The 18,777-nt window shown below is 68.2% G+C and carries 18 protein-coding genes; 12 read left to right on the forward strand and 6 right to left on the reverse strand.

What is annotated here, in order from left to right:
• Positions 1–13: 13 nt before the first annotated feature.
• The 8 genes from ASD79_RS10900 to dapD all read left to right on the forward strand — a co-directional run bounded on the left by ASD79_RS10900 (position 14) and on the right by dapD (position 10,630).
• On the forward strand, positions 14–3,307 hold the full coding sequence (locus ASD79_RS10900; protein ID WP_056721406.1) for an autotransporter outer membrane beta-barrel domain-containing protein: 3,294 nt from the start codon (positions 14–16) through the stop codon (positions 3,305–3,307).
• A gap of 249 nt (positions 3,308–3,556) precedes the next feature.
• A complete protein-coding gene (locus ASD79_RS10905; RefSeq protein WP_056721409.1) occupies positions 3,557–5,014 on the forward strand; it encodes a porin in 1,458 nt (485 codons plus the stop codon).
• Between the two features lie 68 nt (positions 5,015–5,082).
• On the forward strand, positions 5,083–6,135 hold the full coding sequence (locus tag ASD79_RS10910; RefSeq protein ID WP_056721410.1) for a sulfate ABC transporter substrate-binding protein: 1,053 nt from the start codon (positions 5,083–5,085) through the stop codon (positions 6,133–6,135).
• A 152-nt stretch (positions 6,136–6,287) separates the two neighbouring features.
• A complete protein-coding gene (locus ASD79_RS10915; RefSeq protein ID WP_056721412.1) occupies positions 6,288–7,397 on the forward strand; it encodes a histidine kinase dimerization/phosphoacceptor domain -containing protein in 1,110 nt (369 codons plus the stop codon).
• A gap of 18 nt (positions 7,398–7,415) precedes the next feature.
• Positions 7,416–7,880, forward strand: coding sequence for a response regulator (locus ASD79_RS10920; RefSeq protein WP_056721693.1), 465 nt, complete (start codon positions 7,416–7,418; stop codon positions 7,878–7,880).
• A gap of 268 nt (positions 7,881–8,148) precedes the next feature.
• Positions 8,149–9,063, forward strand: coding sequence for an acetylglutamate kinase (argB, locus tag ASD79_RS10925; RefSeq protein WP_056721414.1), 915 nt, complete (start codon positions 8,149–8,151; stop codon positions 9,061–9,063).
• A 42-nt stretch (positions 9,064–9,105) separates the two neighbouring features.
• Positions 9,106–9,768: a pyrimidine 5'-nucleotidase gene (locus ASD79_RS10930; RefSeq protein ID WP_056721417.1), complete on the forward strand. Its 663-nt coding sequence runs from the start codon at positions 9,106–9,108 to the stop codon at positions 9,766–9,768.
• A gap of 1 nt (position 9,769) precedes the next feature.
• Positions 9,770–10,630 (forward strand): 2,3,4,5-tetrahydropyridine-2,6-dicarboxylate N-succinyltransferase, encoded by an 861-nt coding sequence (gene dapD / locus ASD79_RS10935; protein WP_056721419.1) that lies wholly within the window; start codon positions 9,770–9,772, stop codon positions 10,628–10,630.
• On the opposite strand, the gene ASD79_RS10940 is transcribed toward dapD, so the two are convergent.
• The 3 genes from ASD79_RS10940 to ASD79_RS10950 form a co-directional block, all read right to left on the reverse strand.
• Complete coding sequence (locus ASD79_RS10940) at positions 10,627–10,923, reverse strand: hypothetical protein (protein WP_056721420.1); 297 nt, start codon at positions 10,921–10,923, stop codon at positions 10,627–10,629. The genes dapD and ASD79_RS10940 overlap by 4 nt on opposite strands.
• Positions 10,901–11,455, reverse strand: a complete 555-nt coding sequence (locus tag ASD79_RS10945; RefSeq protein ID WP_056721422.1) for a Panacea domain-containing protein — start codon at positions 11,453–11,455, stop codon at positions 10,901–10,903. The genes ASD79_RS10940 and ASD79_RS10945 overlap by 23 nt, the downstream gene beginning before the upstream one ends.
• Before the next feature lie 117 nt (positions 11,456–11,572).
• On the reverse strand, positions 11,573–13,162 hold the full coding sequence (locus ASD79_RS10950; RefSeq protein ID WP_056721424.1) for a peroxidase family protein: 1,590 nt from the start codon (positions 13,160–13,162) through the stop codon (positions 11,573–11,575).
• Positions 13,163–13,293: 131 nt separating this feature from the next.
• Here ASD79_RS10950 and dapE point away from each other — a divergent pair, with 131 nt between their 5' ends.
• From dapE to ASD79_RS10965, 3 genes are all read left to right on the forward strand, one after another.
• Positions 13,294–14,460: a succinyl-diaminopimelate desuccinylase gene (gene dapE, locus ASD79_RS10955; protein ID WP_056721426.1), complete on the forward strand. Its 1,167-nt coding sequence runs from the start codon at positions 13,294–13,296 to the stop codon at positions 14,458–14,460.
• A gap of 24 nt (positions 14,461–14,484) precedes the next feature.
• Positions 14,485–15,405 (forward strand): glutaminase, encoded by a 921-nt coding sequence (locus ASD79_RS10960; protein WP_056721428.1) that lies wholly within the window; start codon positions 14,485–14,487, stop codon positions 15,403–15,405.
• Positions 15,406–15,504: 99 nt separating this feature from the next.
• Positions 15,505–15,891: a DUF3597 domain-containing protein gene (locus ASD79_RS10965; protein WP_056721430.1), complete on the forward strand. Its 387-nt coding sequence runs from the start codon at positions 15,505–15,507 to the stop codon at positions 15,889–15,891.
• A 137-nt stretch (positions 15,892–16,028) separates the two neighbouring features.
• On the opposite strand, the gene truA is transcribed toward ASD79_RS10965, so the two are convergent.
• Together truA and fmt are read right to left on the reverse strand one after the other, a co-directional pair.
• Positions 16,029–16,775, reverse strand: a complete 747-nt coding sequence (gene truA, locus ASD79_RS10970; protein WP_056721432.1) for a tRNA pseudouridine(38-40) synthase TruA — start codon at positions 16,773–16,775, stop codon at positions 16,029–16,031.
• Positions 16,775–17,701, reverse strand: coding sequence for a methionyl-tRNA formyltransferase (fmt, locus tag ASD79_RS10975; RefSeq protein WP_056721435.1), 927 nt, complete (start codon positions 17,699–17,701; stop codon positions 16,775–16,777). The genes truA and fmt overlap by 1 nt, the downstream gene beginning before the upstream one ends.
• A 113-nt stretch (positions 17,702–17,814) precedes the next feature.
• Between fmt and ASD79_RS10980 the strand changes: the two genes are divergently transcribed.
• Positions 17,815–18,174: a hypothetical protein gene (locus tag ASD79_RS10980; RefSeq protein WP_056721438.1), complete on the forward strand. Its 360-nt coding sequence runs from the start codon at positions 17,815–17,817 to the stop codon at positions 18,172–18,174.
• A 170-nt stretch (positions 18,175–18,344) separates the two neighbouring features.
• On the opposite strand, the gene ASD79_RS10985 is transcribed toward ASD79_RS10980, so the two are convergent.
• Positions 18,345–18,737: a hypothetical protein gene (locus tag ASD79_RS10985; protein ID WP_056721440.1), complete on the reverse strand. Its 393-nt coding sequence runs from the start codon at positions 18,735–18,737 to the stop codon at positions 18,345–18,347.
• Positions 18,738–18,777 lie beyond the last annotated feature (40 nt).

The raw sequence follows: 18,777 nt of genomic DNA on the forward strand, positions 1-18,777 counted from the left end.
GGTGTCGTTCGTAATGCAGCGCAAGGTCCTGGTCGCGACAGTCGCAACCGCTCCTCTCCTGGCCATGGCGTTCGGCGCTTATGCTGAGACGGTCATCAACACGGCCACCACGGCCCCGGTCGCCACGGCGACCGCGACGGCGACTGGCCGTGACGACATCAGGATCGACGCCGCCGGCTCGATCAAGCCGACCCTCCCCGGGGCCATCGTCACCCTCAACAGCAACAACAAGGTGACCAACGCCGGCACGCTGGCGACGGTGGGGGTCGACAACTCGACCGGCATCCTGATCCTCGGCGGCAATACCGGCACGGTGACCAACTCGCTCGCGATCAGCCTGACCGAGGACTACACCCCGACCGACGACGACAAGAACGCGGCCGGCGCGGCCGCGCCCGACGGCGACCTCGACGGTCCGTTCGCCAAGGGGACCAACCGCTACGGCGTCCGCCTGACCGGCCCCGGTGTCTTCACCGGCGACATCATCAACGACACCGCCGGTTCGATCACCATCGAGGGCAACAACTCGGCCGGCATCTCGCTGGAAACCGGCCTGGTCGGCAACCTGACCAGCAAGGGCGCGATCACCGTCACCGGCGACAACAGCTACGGCGTCCATGTCGCCGGGCCCGTGACCGGCAACATCGTCCAGGGCGGCTCGGTCGCCGTCACGGGCCTGAACGCCACGGGCGTGGCGGTCGACGCCAACGTGACCGGCGCCTTCGCCCTTCAGGGCTCGGTGGCCACGACCGGCTATCGCTACACTACGCGTCCCGTCGAAACCGCTGTCGTCAAGTTCGACGCGGACGACCTCCTGCAGGGCGGACCGGCCGTGCGGATCGGCGGCAACGTCACCGGCGGCGTCCTGCTGAACGGACCGACCTTCTCGACCGTCGTCGACGGCGCGGCCGCGACCACGACGACCACCACCATCACCTCGTCGACGACGCCAACGGCGTCGATCAGCACCTTCGGTGGCGCGCCCGCCCTGCTGATCGGCTCCGACACCCAGGCCGTGACGATCGGCGCGGTCGGCACGGCCGACAACGCCTACGGCCTGGTGTCCAAGGGCAGCATTTCGGCCAGCGGCGTCTATGACAAGGTCGCGGCGACCGCCGTGCAGATCGGCACCGGCGGCGCGACGGTCCAGGCCACGACCCTGGTTGGCGGGGCCCGCTTCGACGGCGCCGTCACCGCCAGTTCGCGGGACGCCAACGCCACGGGCGTCAACCTGACGGCCGGCGCCAACGCGCCGTCGATCTGGAACCGCGGCCAGATCACTTCGACCAGCGCGTCCTATGCCGGCTCGACCAACACCGGCGACGCGCGCGGCGTCGTGATCAACGCCGGCGCCAGCGCGACCAGCCTGAACAACAGCGGCTCCATCCAGGTGACCCGCAGCGGCGAAACCGGCAACGCGATCGGGGTCCTCGACGCGGCCGGCACGCTGACCAACGTCACCAACAGCGGCCAGATCGTCGCCCGGGTCGCGGCTCCGACCGCCAAGGCGGACGGCACGGCGCCCGCCACCGCCGCGGTCGCCACCGGCACGGCCATCGCCCTGGACCTCAGCGCCTCGACGGCCGGCGTCACGGTGAACCAGGTCGCCCCGACCTCGACCGCCATCACCACCACCTACCCCAGCGCCGATACGGTGACGTCGGCGTCCGCCACGACGGCCATCGGCGTGCCGCTGATCGTCGGCGACGTCCGCTTCGGCTCGGGCGCGGACACATTCAACGTCCAGAGCGGCACGGTTCTGGGCGGAATCTCGTTCGGCGCCGGGGCCGACACCCTGAACATCGGCGGCGGAGCCAGCGTGATCGGCGCCCTGCGCGATTCAGACGGCCAGCTGGCGGTCAACGTCGCCAAGGGTTCACTGGGCCTGACCAACGCCGAGACCATCAACGTCACCAGCGTGAACCTGGGGGCGGACAGCAAAATCCTGTTCACCGCCGACCCCTCGGCCAACAACGGCGCGGGCGCCAACACCCACATCGTGGCATCCGGCGCGGTCAACATCGCCTCCGGCGCCCAGGTGGGCCTGCAGCTGAAAAGCCTGCTGTCGGCGCCGACCAGCTACACCGTCATCACCGGCGCCAGCCTGACGGCCGGCACGATCAACCAGGACCTGCTGGGCGGCACGCCCTACATGTACGTGGCCAGCAGCCGGACCGACGCCAACAACCTCTATCTCGACGTGCGCCGTCGCTCGGCCGCCGAGATCGGCATGAACGTGTCACAGGGCGGCGCCTATGACGCGGTGTTCGCCGCCCTGGGCAAGGACACCCCCCTGGCCAACGCCTTCCTCGGCCAGACCACCAAGGACGGCTTCCTGGGCTATTACGACCAGATGATGCCCGACCAGGGCGAGGGCTTCTTCGCGGCGCTGCAGAACGCCAACCAGGCGATCTCGGCGGCGACCGCCTACCGGCCCGATCCGGGCGACCGCTACGGCCCCGACAGCATCTGGATCCAGGAGATCAACACCCTGGTCCGCCGCGACACCGCCGACACCATGGGTTCGGACACCCAGGCCTTCGGCTTCGTCGGCGGCTATGAAGCCATGGGCGACGCCGGCGGCGCGCTGGGCCTGACCCTGGCCTATGTCAGCGTCGAGGAACACGACATCGCCGCCAAGGTGGGCGAGCAGACCACCGGCAACTTCGTCCAGCTGGGCGGCTACTGGCGCCGGTCGATCGGCGGCTGGCGGCTGAACGCCGGCGGCGGCGGCGGCTACGGCTGGTACACCGGCGACCGCGTGTTCTCCTCCGGCGACGCCAACAAGGACGGCGTCGTCGACGTGACGCGGAAGAACCACGCCAAGTGGACCGGCGCGACGTTCAACGCCTTCGCCGGAACCGCCTACGAGGCCAAGTTCGGCCGCTACTTCATCCGGCCGGAAGCGCGGCTCGACTACCTGTGGCTGCGTGAAGGCGAGCGCAAGGAAAGCGGCGGCGGCGCGGGCTTCGACCAGGTCGTCAAGCGGCGGACGTCCGACAGCCTCACCGCCGACGCGGGCGTGGCCTTCGGCGCCGACCTGGGCCAGACCGTCTGGTGGCGCCCCGAAGTGCGGGTCGGCTATCGCAAGACCCTGGCGGGCGACATCGGCGACACGGTCGCCAACTTCGTCGGCGGCACGCCCTTCACCCTGGCGGCTCTCAACGACAAGGAAGGCGCCATGACCCTGGGCTTCGCCATCCGGGCCGGCACGCCGATGTCCTACCTGGCGCTGGAGGCCAACGCCGAGTCCGCCAAGAAGCAGAAGCGCTACAACGTGAAGCTCACCGGCCGGGCGATGTTCTAGGACCTGGACCACCGCCTTTCCGGCGCCCCAGGGGCCTTGGAAAGCGACCCAAGAGAACAACAATCGACAAGGCCCGCGCCTCGGCGCGGGCCTTTTTCGTTTGGATTCCAAGGCTCTATGCGATCATCGGTCACAGCCTGAAGGAAAACTCAAAGCCTCCCGCCCTAATCTCCATTTAACGGGTAGGAATAATGTTCTTTTTTCCTGATCAACATCGGCGCCGGCCAAGGCCGCCGAGAGGGGAAGACCATGATCAAAGCCAATACCGCCTTGCGCGCCGTCCTGATCGGAGGCGCATCGCTCTTCGTCATGACCGGCGCGGCCCAAGCCCAGAGCACCTCAGGGGCCGCCCAGACGCCTGAGCAGCAGCAGGCCCGCATCGAGGCCCTGGAAGCCCAGCTCGAAGCCCTGTCCGGCCAGATCGCCGACCTCAAGGCCGCGACCGCCGCCAGCCTCAAGGACGTCCGCACCGCCCAGGCCGCCACCACCGTCAGCATCGCCGGCGGCAAGCCGACCATCGCCTCGGGCGACGGCGCCTTCAGCGCCACGGTCCATGCCGTGATGCAGCTGGACGCCACCTGGTACAATCAGGACAGCGGCCTGCCGGCCGCCGTCACCGCCCGCGACCTCAACAGCGGCGCCAACTTCCGCCGCGCCCGCCTGGGCGTCGACGGCAAGGCCTTCAAGAACTTCGACTACGGCGTGCTGCTGGACTTCGGCGGCTCGGGCACGGACGGGGCCGGTCAGCTGCAGGAGATCTACCTGCAGTACAACTACGCGCCCTTCAAAGTGAAGGTCGGGGCCTTCGCGCCGAACCTCGGCCTGGAAGACGCCGCCTCGACCAACGGTTCGCTGTTCCCCGAGCGGCCTTCGGCGGCGGAGGCCGCGCGCGGCCTGGCCGGCGCCGACCGCCGCATCTCGCTGCAGGCCCAGGCCGTCGGCGAGCGCTGGATCATCTCGGGCGCGGTGACCGGCGCGAAGGCCGGCGACAGCGCCACCTTCGACGAGCAGTTGGGCTATGTCGGCCGCGTCGCCTTCGTGCCGTTCAAGGGTTACGATTGGTTGATCCATACCGGCGTCAACGCCAGCCTGGTGGCCCAGCCGGCCCAGACCGCCCTGGCCGGCGCCTACCCCATCACCATCGAGGACCGCCCCGAGCTGCGCACCGACGGCACGCGCCTGGTCAGCAGCGGGGCCATCGACTCGTCGGGCGCCCGCCACTACGGCTTCGAACTGGCCGCCCAGAAGAAGAACTTCCTGATCCAGGGCGAGTATTTCGATATCGCGCTGGACCGTCGCAACCGCGCCGCCAACGTCACCGATCCGAAGTTCAGCGGCTGGTACGTCGAGGGCGGCTGGGTGCTGACCGGCGAGGCGCGCAAGTACAACGCCGCGAATTTCGCCTTCGACGCCCCGACCATCGACAATCCGTTCGACCCCAAGGCCGGCAAGTGGGGCGCCTGGGAACTGGCGGCCCGCTATTCGGTGCTCGACCTGAACCACCACGAATACGCCACCGTGGCGGCCGACCGGGTGCGCGGCGGCGTGCAGGAGATCGTCAGCGCCGGGATCAACTGGTTCCCCAATTCGGTGACCAAGTTCTCGCTGGACTACCTGGACGTCGACGTCGACCGCCGTGACACGGCGGGCGCGCTGATCGGCCAGAGCTACAAGGCCGTCAACCTGCGCAGCCAGTACGCGTTCTAATCACGAGCGATCCGGCGGGCCGAACGCCCAGCCTTCAAGACCAACCTTTTCACGCGAGCGACATCGCCATGACCCACGATCTGAAGACCCCCACGCGACGCGGCCTTCTGGGCTCGGCCACGGCCGGAGCCGCCGCCCTGGCCGTGCCCGCCGCCCTGGCCGGTCCGGCCCAGGCCCGGGGCGTTAAGCCGTTGACCCTGCTGAACGTCAGCTACGACCCGACGCGCGAGCTCTACAAGGACATCAACGCCGCCTACGCCAAGTACTGGAAGGAAAAGGTCGGCCAAGACCTGACCATCAACCAGAGCCATGGCGGCTCGGGCAAACAGGCCCGGTCGGTGATCGACGGCCTGCAGGCCGACGTCGTCACCCTGGCGCTCGCCTATGACATCGACGAAATCGCCGCCAGGGCCAAGCTGCTGCCCGCCAACTGGCAGTCGCGTCTGCCGGACAATTCGACCCCCTACACCTCGACGATCGTGTTCCTGGTCCGCAAGGGCAATCCCTGGAAGATCAAGGATTGGAACGACCTGGTGAAGCCGGGCATCGACGTGATCACGCCCAACCCCAAGACCTCGGGCGGGGCGCGCTGGAACTACCTGGCCGCCTGGGCCTGGGCCCTGAAGCAGCCGGGCGGCAACCCGGCCAAGGCCGAGGCCTTCGTCGGCGAACTGTTCAAGCACGTGCCGGTGCTCGACACCGGCGCGCGCGGCGCGACCACCAGCTTCACCCAGCGCGGCCTGGGCGATGTGCTGCTGTCGTGGGAGAACGAGGCCTACCTGGCGCAGGAGGAATTGCCGGGCAAGTTCGACATCGTCTACCCGTCGCTGTCGATCCTGGCCGAGCCGCCAGTGGCCGTGGTCGACAGGAACGTCGACCGCCACAAGACCCGCCTGGCCGCCGAGGGCTATCTGAACTTCCTCTACAGCCCCATCGCCCAGGACCTGATCGGCAAGAACTACTACCGTCCGCGCAACGCGGCGGCGGCGGCCAAATACGCCGCCCGGTTCAAGAAGATCCCGCTGGTGACGATCGACGACACCTTCGGCGGCTGGAAGAAGGCCCAGGCCACCCACTTCGCCGACGGCGGCGTCTTCGACCGGATCTATCGCCCGAAATAGGCCGACCACGGACCACGCGGCGTGCTCTAGGCGGCGGGAACCCTCACCGGGTTTCCGCCGCCATGCGTTTTGGGCCAGTATCCGGAACCCGTCTCCCTGACCGGCGTTTCGGGAACCACGGGGGCGTAGAGGCCGGGTCGGGCGTTTCAAACATGACGGACATCACCCAGTCGGAACGCGCGGCGAAGCCACCAACCGCCGAGCACGACCTTCGCGATCCTTTCGCCGCCGCGATCCGGGCCACGCGGATGGCGATGATCGTCACCGACCCCCGCCAGGCCGACAATCCGATCATCTTCGCCAACGACGCCTTCCTGAAGTTGACCGGCTATCCGCGTGACGAGGTGATCGGCCGCAACTGCCGGTTCCTGCAAGGTCCCGACACCGATCCGGTCCAGGCCGACCGGGTTCGGGAGGCCATCGCCAAGGGCGAGGACGCGGTCGTGGACATCCTCAACTATCGCAAGGACGGCTCCACGTTCTGGAACGCCCTCCACCTGTCGCCGGTTCGCGACAAGACCGGCGAGGTCACCTACTTCTTCGCCTCCCAGCTCGACGTCAGCGACAGCAAGCGCCTGGCGTCGGAACGGGACGATGTCCGCGACCGGCTGGAAGCCGCCGTCGCCGACCGGACCCACGAACTGAGCCAGGCCCTGGACCAGAAGACCGCCCTGCTCCACGAGGTCGACCATCGGGTCAAGAACAACCTCCAGCTCATTTCCTCGCTGCTGCTGTTGCAGAACCGCCGGGTCACCGACCCCGCCGTGAAGGCCTCCCTGCGCGGCATGCTGGAACGGGTCAGCGCCATCGCCACCGTTCACCGCCGGCTGTTCCAGAGCGATGACGTCGAGCGCTTCGACGTCTCGGCCTTCGTGCGCGACCTGGTCAGCGACATGGTGGGGTCGGCGCGACGCGACGACGTCAAGGTGCAGTTGGACCTGGAACGGGTCGATGTCGCCGCCGCCAAGGCCGCGCCCCTGGCGCTGGTGATCAGCGAGCTGTTCTCCAACGCCCTGCGCCATGCGTTCCCCATAGGACACAGTGGCGATATTTTCGTCGGCATCGCCCGCTCCGACGACGATCTCCGGATCGAAATTACCGACAACGGCGTTGGACTTGAGAATTCCGCGTCTTCGGGCGGGTTCGGTCTGACTATCGTCCAGTTGCTCTGCCAGCAATTGAAGGCCAGATCCGAGACCACGTCGGCCGAACCCGGAACCCGTGTCGTGGTGCACATGCCGGTTGACGGCGTTCATCACTGAGGAAGGTCGGATTTGGTGATGAACGGGCGCCCGCTCGACGTGTTGATCGTGGAAGACGAAGTCCTTCTGGCCACCGAGCTGGAATTTCTGCTCGACGAGGTCGGCTACCATACGGTCGGCCACGCCATGAGTTCCGACGAGGCCATGGCCATGGCCAACGACCTGCATCCCGACCTCGCCCTGGTCGATGTCCACCTGCGCGACGGTCCGACCGGCGTCGAGGTGGCGCGCAGGATTCATGACGACTGCGGTGGCGTGGCGCTGTTCATGACCGCCAACCTCAAGCGCCTGCCCGACGATTTCGCCGGGGCCTGCGGGGTGATCGGCAAGCCCTATTCCTCGCATGGCGTGAAGACCGCCCTGTCCTACCTCTCGGCCTGCCTGCGCGACGGTCGGGCGCCCGGCCAGCCGCCCATCGGGCTGGAGCTGGCGCCGGCCTACGCCTCGCGTTGGGGCGTGTCCGCCATGCCGCGCGCCGTCTAGAGTTCGGGCACGATCGAACGGCCGGAATAGCCAAGAAATATCAGCATCTTAAATCGGGTTGTCATCCCGGAAGCCTCGCAGAGGCTGTCCGGGACCCAGGGGCCGACGCGATGCGGTGGCCCTGGGTCCCGGCCTTCCGCTTCGCTACAGCCGGGATGACAACAACAGGGGGCGTCAACCGAGTTCCTTCCCCATGTAAAGGCGGCGCGTGACAGGGGGGGCGGGGTCCGCTATCGAGGCGCGCCTTTCGCCTTACAGGACCGCCGCCTTGACCGACGTCGCCGAGGAAGCGGGCTGGGCCACCGCCAAGACCCTGGCCGAAGCCCTGCCCTATATCCAGATCTACGACCGCGAGACGGTGGTGATCAAATACGGCGGTCACGCCATGGGCCAGGAGCAGGTAGCCAAGCTGTTCGCGGCCGACGCCGTGCTGCTCAAGCTGCTGGGCGTCCACCCCGTGGTGGTGCACGGCGGCGGCCCGCAGATCAGCCGCATGCTCGACAAGGCCGGTGTCAAGTCGACCTTCGTCGACGGGCTGCGCGTCACCGACGAGGCCACCATGGAAGTGGCCGAGATGGTGCTGTCGGGCGCCATCAACAAGGAAATCGCCAACTGGATCACCCTGGCCGGCGCCGAGGCCGACGTCCGCGGCGTGGGTCTGTCGGGCAAGGACGCCCGGCTGATCACCGCCGAGAAGGTGACCCGCACCAAGCGCGACCCCGACAGCAACATCGAGCAGGTCGTCGACCTGGGCTTCGTGGGCGAGCCGACCAAGATCGACCCGCACATCATCCAGGCGCTGCTGACCTCCGAGACCGACTACATCCCGGTGATCGCCCCGATCGGCGTGTCGGAAGCCGGCCAGACCTTCAACATCAACGCCGACACCGTGGCCGGCGCCCTGGCTGGGGCGCTGAAGGCCAAGCGCATGCTGATGCTGACCGACATCGCCGGCGTGCTGGACGGCGAGGGAAACCTCATCCGCCAGATGACCATCGCCGAGGCGCGCGGCCTGATCGAGAGCGGCGTGGCCAGCGGCGGCATGATCCCCAAGCTGGAAAACGCCATCCACGCCGTGGAATCCGGCGTCGAGGCCGTGGTCATCCTGGACGGCCGCCGTCCCCACGCCATGCTGGTCGAACTGTTCAGCGAGCACGGCGCGGGCACGCTGATCTCGAAATGAGGGTTGGCCGGAAAGCACCCTCTCCCWYKGGGAGAGGGTCGCGTGACGGCCGCCGACCTGACCCACGTCGAGACCTGGCTGTTCGACCTCGACAATACCCTCTATCCGGCCGAGTCCGAATACATGGCCCTGATCGAGGGGCGGATGACCGACTTCATGGAGCGGGAGACCGGCCTGCCCCGCGAGGAAGCCCGGGCGATCCAGAAGCGCTACTACACAGAGCACGGCACCACCCTGGCCGGGCTGATGGCCCACCACGGCATCGCGCCCAAGGCGTTTCTCGACGAAGTGCACGACGTGTCGATGGACCGTCTGACGCCCGATCCGGCGTTGCGCGACGCCATCGACGCCCTGCCCGGCCGGCGGCTGATCTTCACCAACGGCTCGCTGGGCCACGCCGCGCGGGTGCTTGGCCACCTGGGCCTGGACCATCTGTTCGAGGACGTCTTCGCCATCGAGACGGCCGACTATCTGCCCAAGCCGGCCATGGCCACCTTCGAGAAGGTGATCGCCCGCCACGGCTTCGCGCCGAGGGCCACCGCCTTCTTCGAGGACAGCGAGAAGAACCTCGCCCCCGCCGCCCTGCTGGGCATGACCACCGTCCTGGTCGGGGCCCACGCGGCCGCCTCGACCGCCGACTTCGTCCACCACCGCACGCACGACCTCGCCGGGTTCCTGACCTCGGCGCGCTTGAAGGAAGCCTGAGATGACCACCCTGCCCCCCCTTTCGGTCAGCATGGCCGACCTGCGGACCGAAGTCGAAGCCGCCTGGGAGGCCCGCGACGGCGTCTCCACCGCCACCACCGGCCCGGTGCGCACCGCGGTCGAGGAGACCCTGCTGCTGATCGACGCCGGCGCGGCCCGCGTCTCGGAGAAGATCGACGGCGAGTGGACCACGCATCAGTGGCTGAAGAAGGCCGTGCTGCTGTCGTTCCGCCTCAACCCCAACCGGCTGATGCACGCCGGCGCCATGGGCGGCGCGGTCGGGCCGTGGTGGGACAAGGTTCCCAACAAGTTCGACGGCTGGGACGCGCCGCAGTTCGAGGCGGCCGGCTTCCGCGCCGTGCCCGGCGCGATCGTCCGCCGCGGCGCCTACGTGGGCAAGAACGTCATCCTGATGCCGTCGTTCGTGAACATCGGCGCCTATGTCGACGACAGCACCATGGTCGACACCTGGGTGACGGTCGGCTCCTGCGCCCAGATCGGCAAGCGCGTCCACCTGTCGGGCGGCGTCGGCATCGGCGGCGTGCTCGAGCCCCTGCAGGCCAACCCCACGATCATCGAGGACGACTGCTTCATCGGGGCCCGCTCCGAGGTGGTCGAGGGCGTGGTGATCGGCGAGGGCAGCGTGCTGTCGATGGGCGTGTTCATCTCGATGTCGACCAAGATCGTCGATCGCGCCACCGGAGTGGTCCACATCGGCAAGGTGCCGCCCTTCAGCGTCGTCGTCCCCGGCAGCCTGCCCGACCCCAAGGGCGGCCCCAGCCTGTCCTGCGCCGTCATCGTCAAGACGGTGGACGCCAAGACCCGGTCGAAGACCTCGATCAACGACCTGCTGCGGGACTAAGCCTCGCGCACCGAAAGGTGCCAGAGAAAGACCTTCTGTCCGCCAACTTCGTACAGCAGTCGCAGCGCCGGAGACCGCGGGGTCTTCGGCGCGAGCGCAATGAACAGGTCCCGGCCTTCGAAGGCCGGGCAACGCTCATTGTTGAACGGCGCGCGGCGTAGAAGCCATTCCGCGTTCTGCACCGCGTCGTCGATAAAGGGGAATTGACGCTGAAGGACGAAGACCGCCTCCTCGAAAAGCTCCGAATGGCTAATCGAGAAGGGCGGCCGATCAGAAGGGCCTCGTACCCGCATGTGCGTTCGCCGCCTCCAGCGCCCAGGTGCGATCCGCGTCCGTGACCTCGATCGGCACGAGTTGCAGGGCGGTGAAGTAGGGGATTACTTCGCCAAGTTCAGCCGCTTCCCAGGCCGCATTGTGGCTGATCTCGCTGATTTGGCGCGCCGTTTTCCCTCTTACATAGTCGGCGACGTCGTCGAGGAGTAACAGTTCGTCTTCAGCGAGCCGATGACGCTCAAACGGCGCGGTGACGATGTAGTCCTTCTTGAAGAAGCCGTGATAGTCGACCTCATCGACCCTCAGACGCCCTTCGCGCGTAAGTTCTTCGACAGCCGATGTCAGGTGGCGCGCCGTAGGTCCGAATTTTTGCTTGAGATAATCAACGCCGGTCAGCGGACGTCCTTCCTGTAGGAAGTACATCATGTCCGCGAAATAAAGCATCTTGTGGAGCTTCACGTTGCCAAGCTCTTCGGGGGGGCAAGACGCCGCGAGATAGAGGATCGCTTCCTTGAATTTTTCCCGGTCGAATTGGACGGCGGTTTGGGGCACGGCAAATCTCCGAATCGGAGTTGAATCCTCGCGACTCGCGGTGTCAATAGAACAAACAATGAACTTATGGGGCGGCTTTTACGCCGTCATGGGGCGCCAGTCAACAGCAGGCCGGCGTCAGGCCGCCCGCTGGATGCGTCCCTTGCGCACCCAGTCCTGCCGGGTCATGCCGACGAACGACGCGCCGGGGTCGGCGCCGTTGCGCACCAGCAGGTCGCGCATCGTCCGCGTCGAGGCGATCGCCTCCAGCCCCAGGTCGGTGAACGCGGCCCGGCGGTTGGTGTCGTCGCCCCAGATGTGCTCGGACAGCAGCGGGTTGGTCATCGCCTGGGAAAAGGCGTCCACCGCCACCATCCGCAGGATCAGCGGCGGCAAGGGCGAGTTGTCGACCACCGCCTCGGCGAACATGCCGATATAGAACTCCACCGTGTCGACCCCGCCCGGATAGGTCTCTTCCAGCCGCTTGGCGATATCCTGGTCCTGGGTGATGTCGCCGAAGGTCTTGACCGCCGGCATGCCCAGGGTCCGGCGATAGGCGTTGTAGGGCGCGACCTGGTTGGTGCGCGCCTGGGCGATGGCGTCGGCCTCGACGCTCTGCAGGAAGTCGGCGGTGTTGCCCATGCCCAGCCGGGCGGCGGGCTGGGCGCTCATCCAGGCAAAGGCCTGGGCCAGGCCCACCGAGGTGAACAGCGGGTTGGCGAACCGCAGGTTTCCGGTCGAGGTCTCCACGCCGTTCCAGTTCAGCCGGTCGGGCACCAGGGAGTGCCAGCGATAGAGCAGGCTGAACTCGGCGGTGATCCAGTTGGGCTTGTTCCATGGCTTGCGCCAGCAGCCGCTGGGATCGGCCAGCAGGCAGATCCGCGAGGGCGAGATGTGGTTGATGTATTCCTCGACCACCAGCTTGATGAACAGCACGATCATCACGTTGCGCGCGACCTCGAACACTCGGTCGTCGTCCCAGTCGGTGTTGGCCGCGGCGATCAGCCCGGCCAGGCGGTTGTGCTCGCGCAGCAGCAGGGTGTTGATCATCGACACCCCGACCGTGGCGTTGGCGCGGTCGCCGCCGACCGCGAACAGGGTGGGCCGCAGCTCGGCGGGGACCTTGCTGATCCCCAGCGGCGGATCGAGCGCCGCGAACTCGTCCAGCAGCACGCCGTTGTCGTCATAGAGGGCCGGCGGGTATTCCTCGCCCTGGATGCGCTGCGATTTCAGGCGGCCGCGCTCGGCCGAGTTCGGCGACCGCAGGCGCAGCGCCAGGGTCTGGAACTCGGTCCGGCCGTAAAGCGCGCACAGGTCGATCTCGTGGTTGGAGGTGTTGCGCCGGCGGTCGGTCAGGGCGTCATCGTTGGAGACCTTGGTGCGGATGAAGCCGTCGGTCAGGTACTGGGCGAAGGCCGGGAACAGCATGGTCGACTTGGGGCACAGCACCTGCTCGCCGGTCGGTCGCGCGAACAGGGCCGTCGCCCGTTCCAGGCTGGGAAAGGATTCGAACGTCGCCGCCGGCAGGTGGCGGGCGCTGTAGGTCTTGTCGGTCAGGGCGGCCCAGCTGATGTAGTCGGTCCTGGTGCTCCAGGGATGGGGCCGGGTGCGGGTCTGCTTGACGATGCCGTCGATCACCACGCCGTTCAGCAGCCTGGCGAAGGCGGGCCAATGGTTGGCCAACCAGGCGACGACCGGCTCGACGACGGCGATGATCCAGGCCAGCATGTCTTCTTCCCCCGAAGTTGAAACCTGTCCATATCACAGCTTTCGCGCGATCGTCTTCCTGGTTGCCGATCGCCGAACCCGGGACGGATGAGGTTTGCGTCATCGGACGCGCCAGCCTAAAGCCAAGGACGATGACCGACCTTGCCCCAGACACGCTCGCCCTCGACCCCGTCGCCCTGGCTCAAGCCCTGATCCGCCGCCCGTCCGTGACGCCGGCCGACGAGGGGGCCATGGACGTCCTGCAACGGCAGCTGGAAGCCTTGGGCTTTTCCTGCCGCCGCATGCGGTTCGGCGAGATCGAGAACCTCTACGCCCGGCGCGGAACAGCGCGGCCCAACCTGTGTTTCGCCGGCCATACCGACGTGGTGCCGGTCGGCGACACCGCCGCCTGGACGCAGGGCCCCTTCGAGGCCGAGATCCAGGACGGCGTGCTGTATGGCCGCGGCGCGGTCGACATGAAGAGCGCCATCGCCGCCTTCGTCGCCGCCGTCTCCTACCTTCCGCGAGACCTGCCCGGCTCGCTCAGCTTCCTGATCACCGGCGACGAGGAGGGCGTGGCCGAGGACGGCACCGTCAAGGTCGTCCAGGCCCTGGCCGCCGAGGGCGAGGTCATCGACCACTGCATCGTCGGCGAGCCCACCTCGGCCAGCCTGCTGGGCGACATGGTCAAGATCGGCCGGCGCGGCAGCATCAACGCCTGGATCGCCGTCGACGGCCACCAGGGCCACGTGGCCTATCCGCACCGCGCCGCCAACCCGATCCCGGTGCTGGTCGACATCCTCAGCCGCCTGCAGTCGCGGATGCTGGACGACGGCTACATCGGCTTCCAGCCGTCGAACCTGGAGGTCACCACGGTCGACGTCGGCAACACCGCCACCAACGTCATCCCGGCCAGCGCCAAGGCCCGCATCAACATCCGCTTCAATCCCGCCCACCAGGGCAAGGACCTGGCCGCCTGGATCGAGCACGAGTGCCGCGAGGCCGCCGAGGGTTTCTCCGGCCGGGTCGAGGCCCTGTGCAAGGTCAGCGGCGAGGCGTTCCTGACCGAGCCCGGCGCCTTCACCGACGTGATCGTCGCCGCGGTCGGCGACGCCACTGGCCGGGTTCCGGAGCTGTCCACCACCGGCGGCACCAGCGACGCGCGGTTCATCCGCGCCATCTGCCCGGTGGTGGAGTTCGGCCTGGTCGGGGCCACCATGCACGCGATCGACGAGCGCGTGCCGGTGCAGGAGATCCGCGACCTGGCCGAGATCTACAAGGCGCTGATCCAGCGCTATTTCGCGGCCTTCGCGGTTTAGCCTCCTCCGTCGACGGAGAGACAATTGGACGAGTTCTCGATCGCCGACGTCCTGGCCGAGGTGGCCGTGCTGGTGAAGCCGCACTTCGGCAAGGGCCAGCCCGCCGACTACATCCCGCAGCTGGCTCGCGTGCCAGGGTCCAAGTTCGGCATGGCCGTGCGCACGGTCAGCGGCGAGGAGGCGGTGATCGGCGACGCCGACGAGGGCTTCTCGGTCCAGAGCATCACCAAGGTGTTCTCGCTCGGGCTGGCCCTGAACCGCTTCGGCGACGAGGTCTGGACCCGGGTCGGCAAGGAGCCGTCGGGCACGCCGTTCAACCACCTCTCCCAGCTCGAGGCCGAGGAGGGCGTGCCGCGCAACCCGTTCATCAACGCCGGGGCCATGGCGATCTCGGACCTGTTGCTCGACTCGGTCCGGGACCCCGCCGCCCTGGTGCGCGGCTTCGCGAGTTTCCTGGCCGACGAACAGGTCGAGATCGACGAGACGGTGGCGGCGTCCGAACTGGCCACCGCCCACCAGAACCGCGCCATCGCCCACCTGATGCGCGGCAAGGGCACGATCAGCCACGACCCCGAGGCCGTGGTCGCCGCCTATTGCCGCCAGTGCGCCCTGACCATGAGCTGCCGCCAGCTGGCCCGGGCCATGCTGCCCCTGGCGGCCGGCGGCTTCTCGCCCCTGGTGCAGGAGACGATCTTCCCCGAGCGCCTGACCCGGCGGCTGAACGCCCTGCTGCTGACCTGCGGCATCTACGACTCGGTCGGCAGCTTCGCCTATCGTGTCGGCCTGCCGGCCAAGAGCGGGGTCGGCGGCGGCATCGTCGCCGTGGTTCCCGGCAAGGCGACCATCGCGGTGTGGTCGCCGGAACTCGACCGCTTCGGCACTTCGGTGGTGGGAACCGTGGCCCTGGAGCGATTCAGCCAGCTGACCAATTGTTCGGTACTGTAAAATCGCCGCGTGCCGCGAAACCGTCATGCAACCCTGAAGCTAGACCTGACGTTAGCCTCTCGCCGGCCAAATTCCGCGCCGGAACAGGAGGAGCGCGACGTGGGTATCTTCAGCAACATCATGGGCAAGATCTTCAACCACAAGCCCAAGGCCGCGCCCGCCGCGCCGCCGCCCGCGGCGGCTCCGACGCAGGCTCCCGCCGCCGCCGCGCCGGCCCCGCCGCCGCAGGTCATCGACGTCACCGGCGTCCTCGACGACCTGGCGGCCAGCAATCCGCAGAAACTGGACTGGCGCCACTCGATCGTCGACCTGATGAAGCTGGTCGGCATGGAGAGCAGCCTGGCCGAGCGCAAGGAACTGGCCGACGAACTGGGCTATTCCGGCGACAAGTCGGACTCGGCCAGCATGAACATCTGGCTGCACAAGCAGGTGATCAAGAAGCTGTCGGAAAACGGCGGCAAGGTGCCGGCCGAGCTGGTGGACTAGCTCCAAAAATAGTTGTCATCCCGGACAAGCGCGTAGCGCGCAGATCCGGGACCGCCGGAAGCGCAAGCGTTCACGCGTCGGTCCCGGATCTCCGCTTCGCTACGTCCGGGATGACAAGCTTTTAAGCACGAGAAACATCACTCCCCCTCGTACCCGACCCCCGTCAGGTACAGCCCGTCCGCCGGAGCCACCGGCCCGCAAGCCGTGCGATCCCGAGCCTCCAACGCAGCGCGCACGTCGTCCGGCGTCCAGCGCCCGACCCCGACCTCGACCAGGGTCCCGGTCATCGACCGCACCTGCCGATGCAGGAACGACCGCGCCGAAAACTCCAGATGCACCTCGTCGCCGACCCGGCTGACCCGGGCGACGTCCAGGGTCTTGAGCGGCGACTTGGCCTGGCAATGCATGTCGCGGAAGGTCGTGAAGTCGTGCAGCCCGACCAGATGCTGGGCGGCGACGTGCATGGCCCGCGCGTCGATGGCCTTCTTCACGTGCCAGACCTTGCCCGCCTCCAGGGCCGGCGGGGCCCGGCGGTTGAGGATGCGATACAGGTAGCGCCGCTCGTTGGCCGAGAACCGGGCGTGCCAGTCGTCGGGCGCCACGACGGCGTCGAGCACGCTGACCGCCTCCCGCACCAGGTGGGCGTTCAGCGCGTTGGCCACCGTCTCGGCCGGCCAGTCGCGCTCCAGATCGACATGCACCACCTGGCCGGTGGCGTGGACGCCGGTGTCGGTGCGGCCGGCCGCCGCGATGCGCAGCTCCTGGCCACAGAACGCCTTCACCGCCGCCTCGATCGCCCCCTGCACCGAGGGCAGCACGGCCTGGGCCTGGAAACCGCTATAGGGCCGGCCGTCATATTCGATCGTCAGGCGGTAGCGGGGCATCAGGCCAGCGCCGTTCCGGCCGCCAACGGGAAGCCGCGCAGGAACACCTCGGCGTCCTGGGCGCCCTTGCCCTCGCGCTGGGCCTTGAGCAGGCGCACCGCACCGTCTCCGCAGGCGATCAACAGCGTGTCGTCCAGGGCCACGCCCGGCGCGCCCTCTCCGTCCTCGACGCGCGACAGCAGGGCCTTGACCCGCACCGGGCCCTTTTCGGACGGCGCCTCGAACCAGGCGCCGGGGAACGGCGACAGGCCGCGGATGTGGCGGTCGATCTCGGCGGCTGGACGGGTCCAGTCGATGCGAGCCTCGGCGGCCTTGATCTTCCTGGCGTAGGTCACGCCCTCTTCGCTCTGCGGCGTCTCGCGCACGCCGCCCCGCTCGATGGCCGCCAGGGCGACGGGCAGGATGCGCGAACCGACGGCGGCCAGCTTGTCGTGCAGGGTTCCGGCCGTCTCCAGGGCGTCGATGCGCACCTGTTCGCCCATCAGCACCGGGCCTTCGTCCAGGCCCTCGCTCATCCGCATCACCTGGACGCCGGTCACAGCGTCGCCGGCCATGATCGCCCGCTGGATCGGCGCCGCGCCGCGCCAGCGCGGCAGCAGGCTGGCGTGCAGGTTGAAGCAGCCCAGGCGCGGGGCCTCCAGCACGTCGCGCACCAGGATCTGGCCGAAGGCCACGACCACGGCGGCGTCGAGGTCCAGGGCCTGGAAGGCCTCGATCTCCTCGGCGGTCTTCATCGACACCGGCGTGCGCACCGGCAGGCCCAGGCTGTCGGCGAAGGCATGGACCGGCGAGGGCTTGAGGTCCTGGCCCCGGCCGCGCGGCGCGGGGGGCTGGGAATAGACGCAGGCGATCTCGTGCCCGGCGGCGACGAGTTCGGCCAGGCAGGCGACGGAGAATTCGGGGGTGCCGAGGAAGGCTATGCGCATGGCCGCCGGTTTAGACGGCCCGTCTCCATTGGGAAAGCCCAAGGCCAGGAGCAGACAGGAACCTTCACCATGACCCGCCGTTCTATGAGCAACCTTTCCAAGGAGGAAACGCCATGCGCTCCATCATGCTGATCGCCGCCGCCGGCCTGGCCGCCCTGTCGCTGACCGCCTGTTCCGACAAGCACGCCACCGAGATCAAGGAAGGCGCCAAGGCCGCCGGCTCCGACATCAAGGACGCGGCGACCAACATCAAGAACGACCCCGACGTCAAGGAAGCCGGCACGGCCCTGAAGGAGAGCACCAAGGAAGCCGCCGGCGACCTCAAGGTCGCCGCGGGCAAGGCCCTCGACGCCACCCAGGAAGCCGGAGCCAAGGCCGGCGTGGCGGCCAAGGAAGCAGGCGCCGACGCCAACCGCGAGGCCAAGGAAGCCGGCCAGGACGCCAAGAAGGAGGTCCACGAAGCGACGCGGTAGGGGGTTTTCAGCCCTCTTTTGAGCGCGATTTTTCGCCTCCAAATTTCTCCGTTTCCCCGGCGAAGGCCGGGGCCCAGGTGAAACCCACGAGCCGCTCTGGATGAATCTGGATCCCGGCCTTCGCCGGGAAAACGGGGGTGGCGGGCGTGCTGAAGCAAGCGCGCCCGGCCCTACCGCGCGAAGATGCTCCGGGTCAGGCACGAGAACACCAGCCGGCCCGCCTCATCCAGCAGGTCGTGCTGAGCGATGACGATGCCCTTGCCTTCGCCCACGGGATCCTTGCCCATCACCGTCATCCGCCCGCGCAACAGCTCGCCGGCCGGCGGGTTGCGCAGCCAGCGCAGGGCGTCGACGCCCACCCGCTTGGTCTGCGGCCAGACGGCGCTGGCCTCGGCGTCCAGCTTGGACCAGATGGCGAAGACCATGGTGTCGGGCGCGCCGCTGGCCGCCGGCCAGCCCGGCTGAAAGGCGACGCAGAACGCCTCCAGCGCCTTGGCGTCGACGACCGTGGTCCCCAACGAGACCACCTGGCCGATCTCGATGTCGTCGAAACTCGCGGGCATGGACTGTCGACTCCCAAACACTGTTGTCCGACCTGATCAC

This window comes from Caulobacter sp. Root655, from assembly GCF_001427665.1.
Classification (GTDB): Bacteria; Pseudomonadota; Alphaproteobacteria; order Caulobacterales; family Caulobacteraceae; genus Caulobacter.

Coding starts and splice junctions, on each gene's coding strand:
- ASD79_RS10900 (WP_056721406.1), top strand. CDS start 14: ATGCAGCGCAAGGTCCTGGTCGCGACAGTCGCAACCGCTCCTCTCCTG.
- ASD79_RS10905 (WP_056721409.1), top strand. CDS start 3,557: ATGATCAAAGCCAATACCGCCTTGCGCGCCGTCCTGATCGGAGGCGCA.
- ASD79_RS10910 (WP_056721410.1), top strand. CDS start 5,083: ATGACCCACGATCTGAAGACCCCCACGCGACGCGGCCTTCTGGGCTCG.
- ASD79_RS10915 (WP_056721412.1), top strand. CDS start 6,288: ATGACGGACATCACCCAGTCGGAACGCGCGGCGAAGCCACCAACCGCC.
- ASD79_RS10920 (WP_056721693.1), top strand. CDS start 7,416: ATGAACGGGCGCCCGCTCGACGTGTTGATCGTGGAAGACGAAGTCCTT.
- dapD (WP_056721419.1), top strand. CDS start 9,770: ATGACCACCCTGCCCCCCCTTTCGGTCAGCATGGCCGACCTGCGGACC.
- ASD79_RS10940 (WP_056721420.1), bottom strand. CDS start 10,923: ATGCGGGTACGAGGCCCTTCTGATCGGCCGCCCTTCTCGATTAGCCAT.
- ASD79_RS10950 (WP_056721424.1), bottom strand. CDS start 13,162: ATGCTGGCCTGGATCATCGCCGTCGTCGAGCCGGTCGTCGCCTGGTTG.
- dapE (WP_056721426.1), top strand. CDS start 13,294: ATGACCGACCTTGCCCCAGACACGCTCGCCCTCGACCCCGTCGCCCTG.
- truA (WP_056721432.1), bottom strand. CDS start 16,775: ATGCCCCGCTACCGCCTGACGATCGAATATGACGGCCGGCCCTATAGC.
- fmt (WP_056721435.1), bottom strand. CDS start 17,701: ATGCGCATAGCCTTCCTCGGCACCCCCGAATTCTCCGTCGCCTGCCTG.
- ASD79_RS10980 (WP_056721438.1), top strand. CDS start 17,815: ATGCGCTCCATCATGCTGATCGCCGCCGCCGGCCTGGCCGCCCTGTCG.
- ASD79_RS10985 (WP_056721440.1), bottom strand. CDS start 18,737: ATGCCCGCGAGTTTCGACGACATCGAGATCGGCCAGGTGGTCTCGTTG.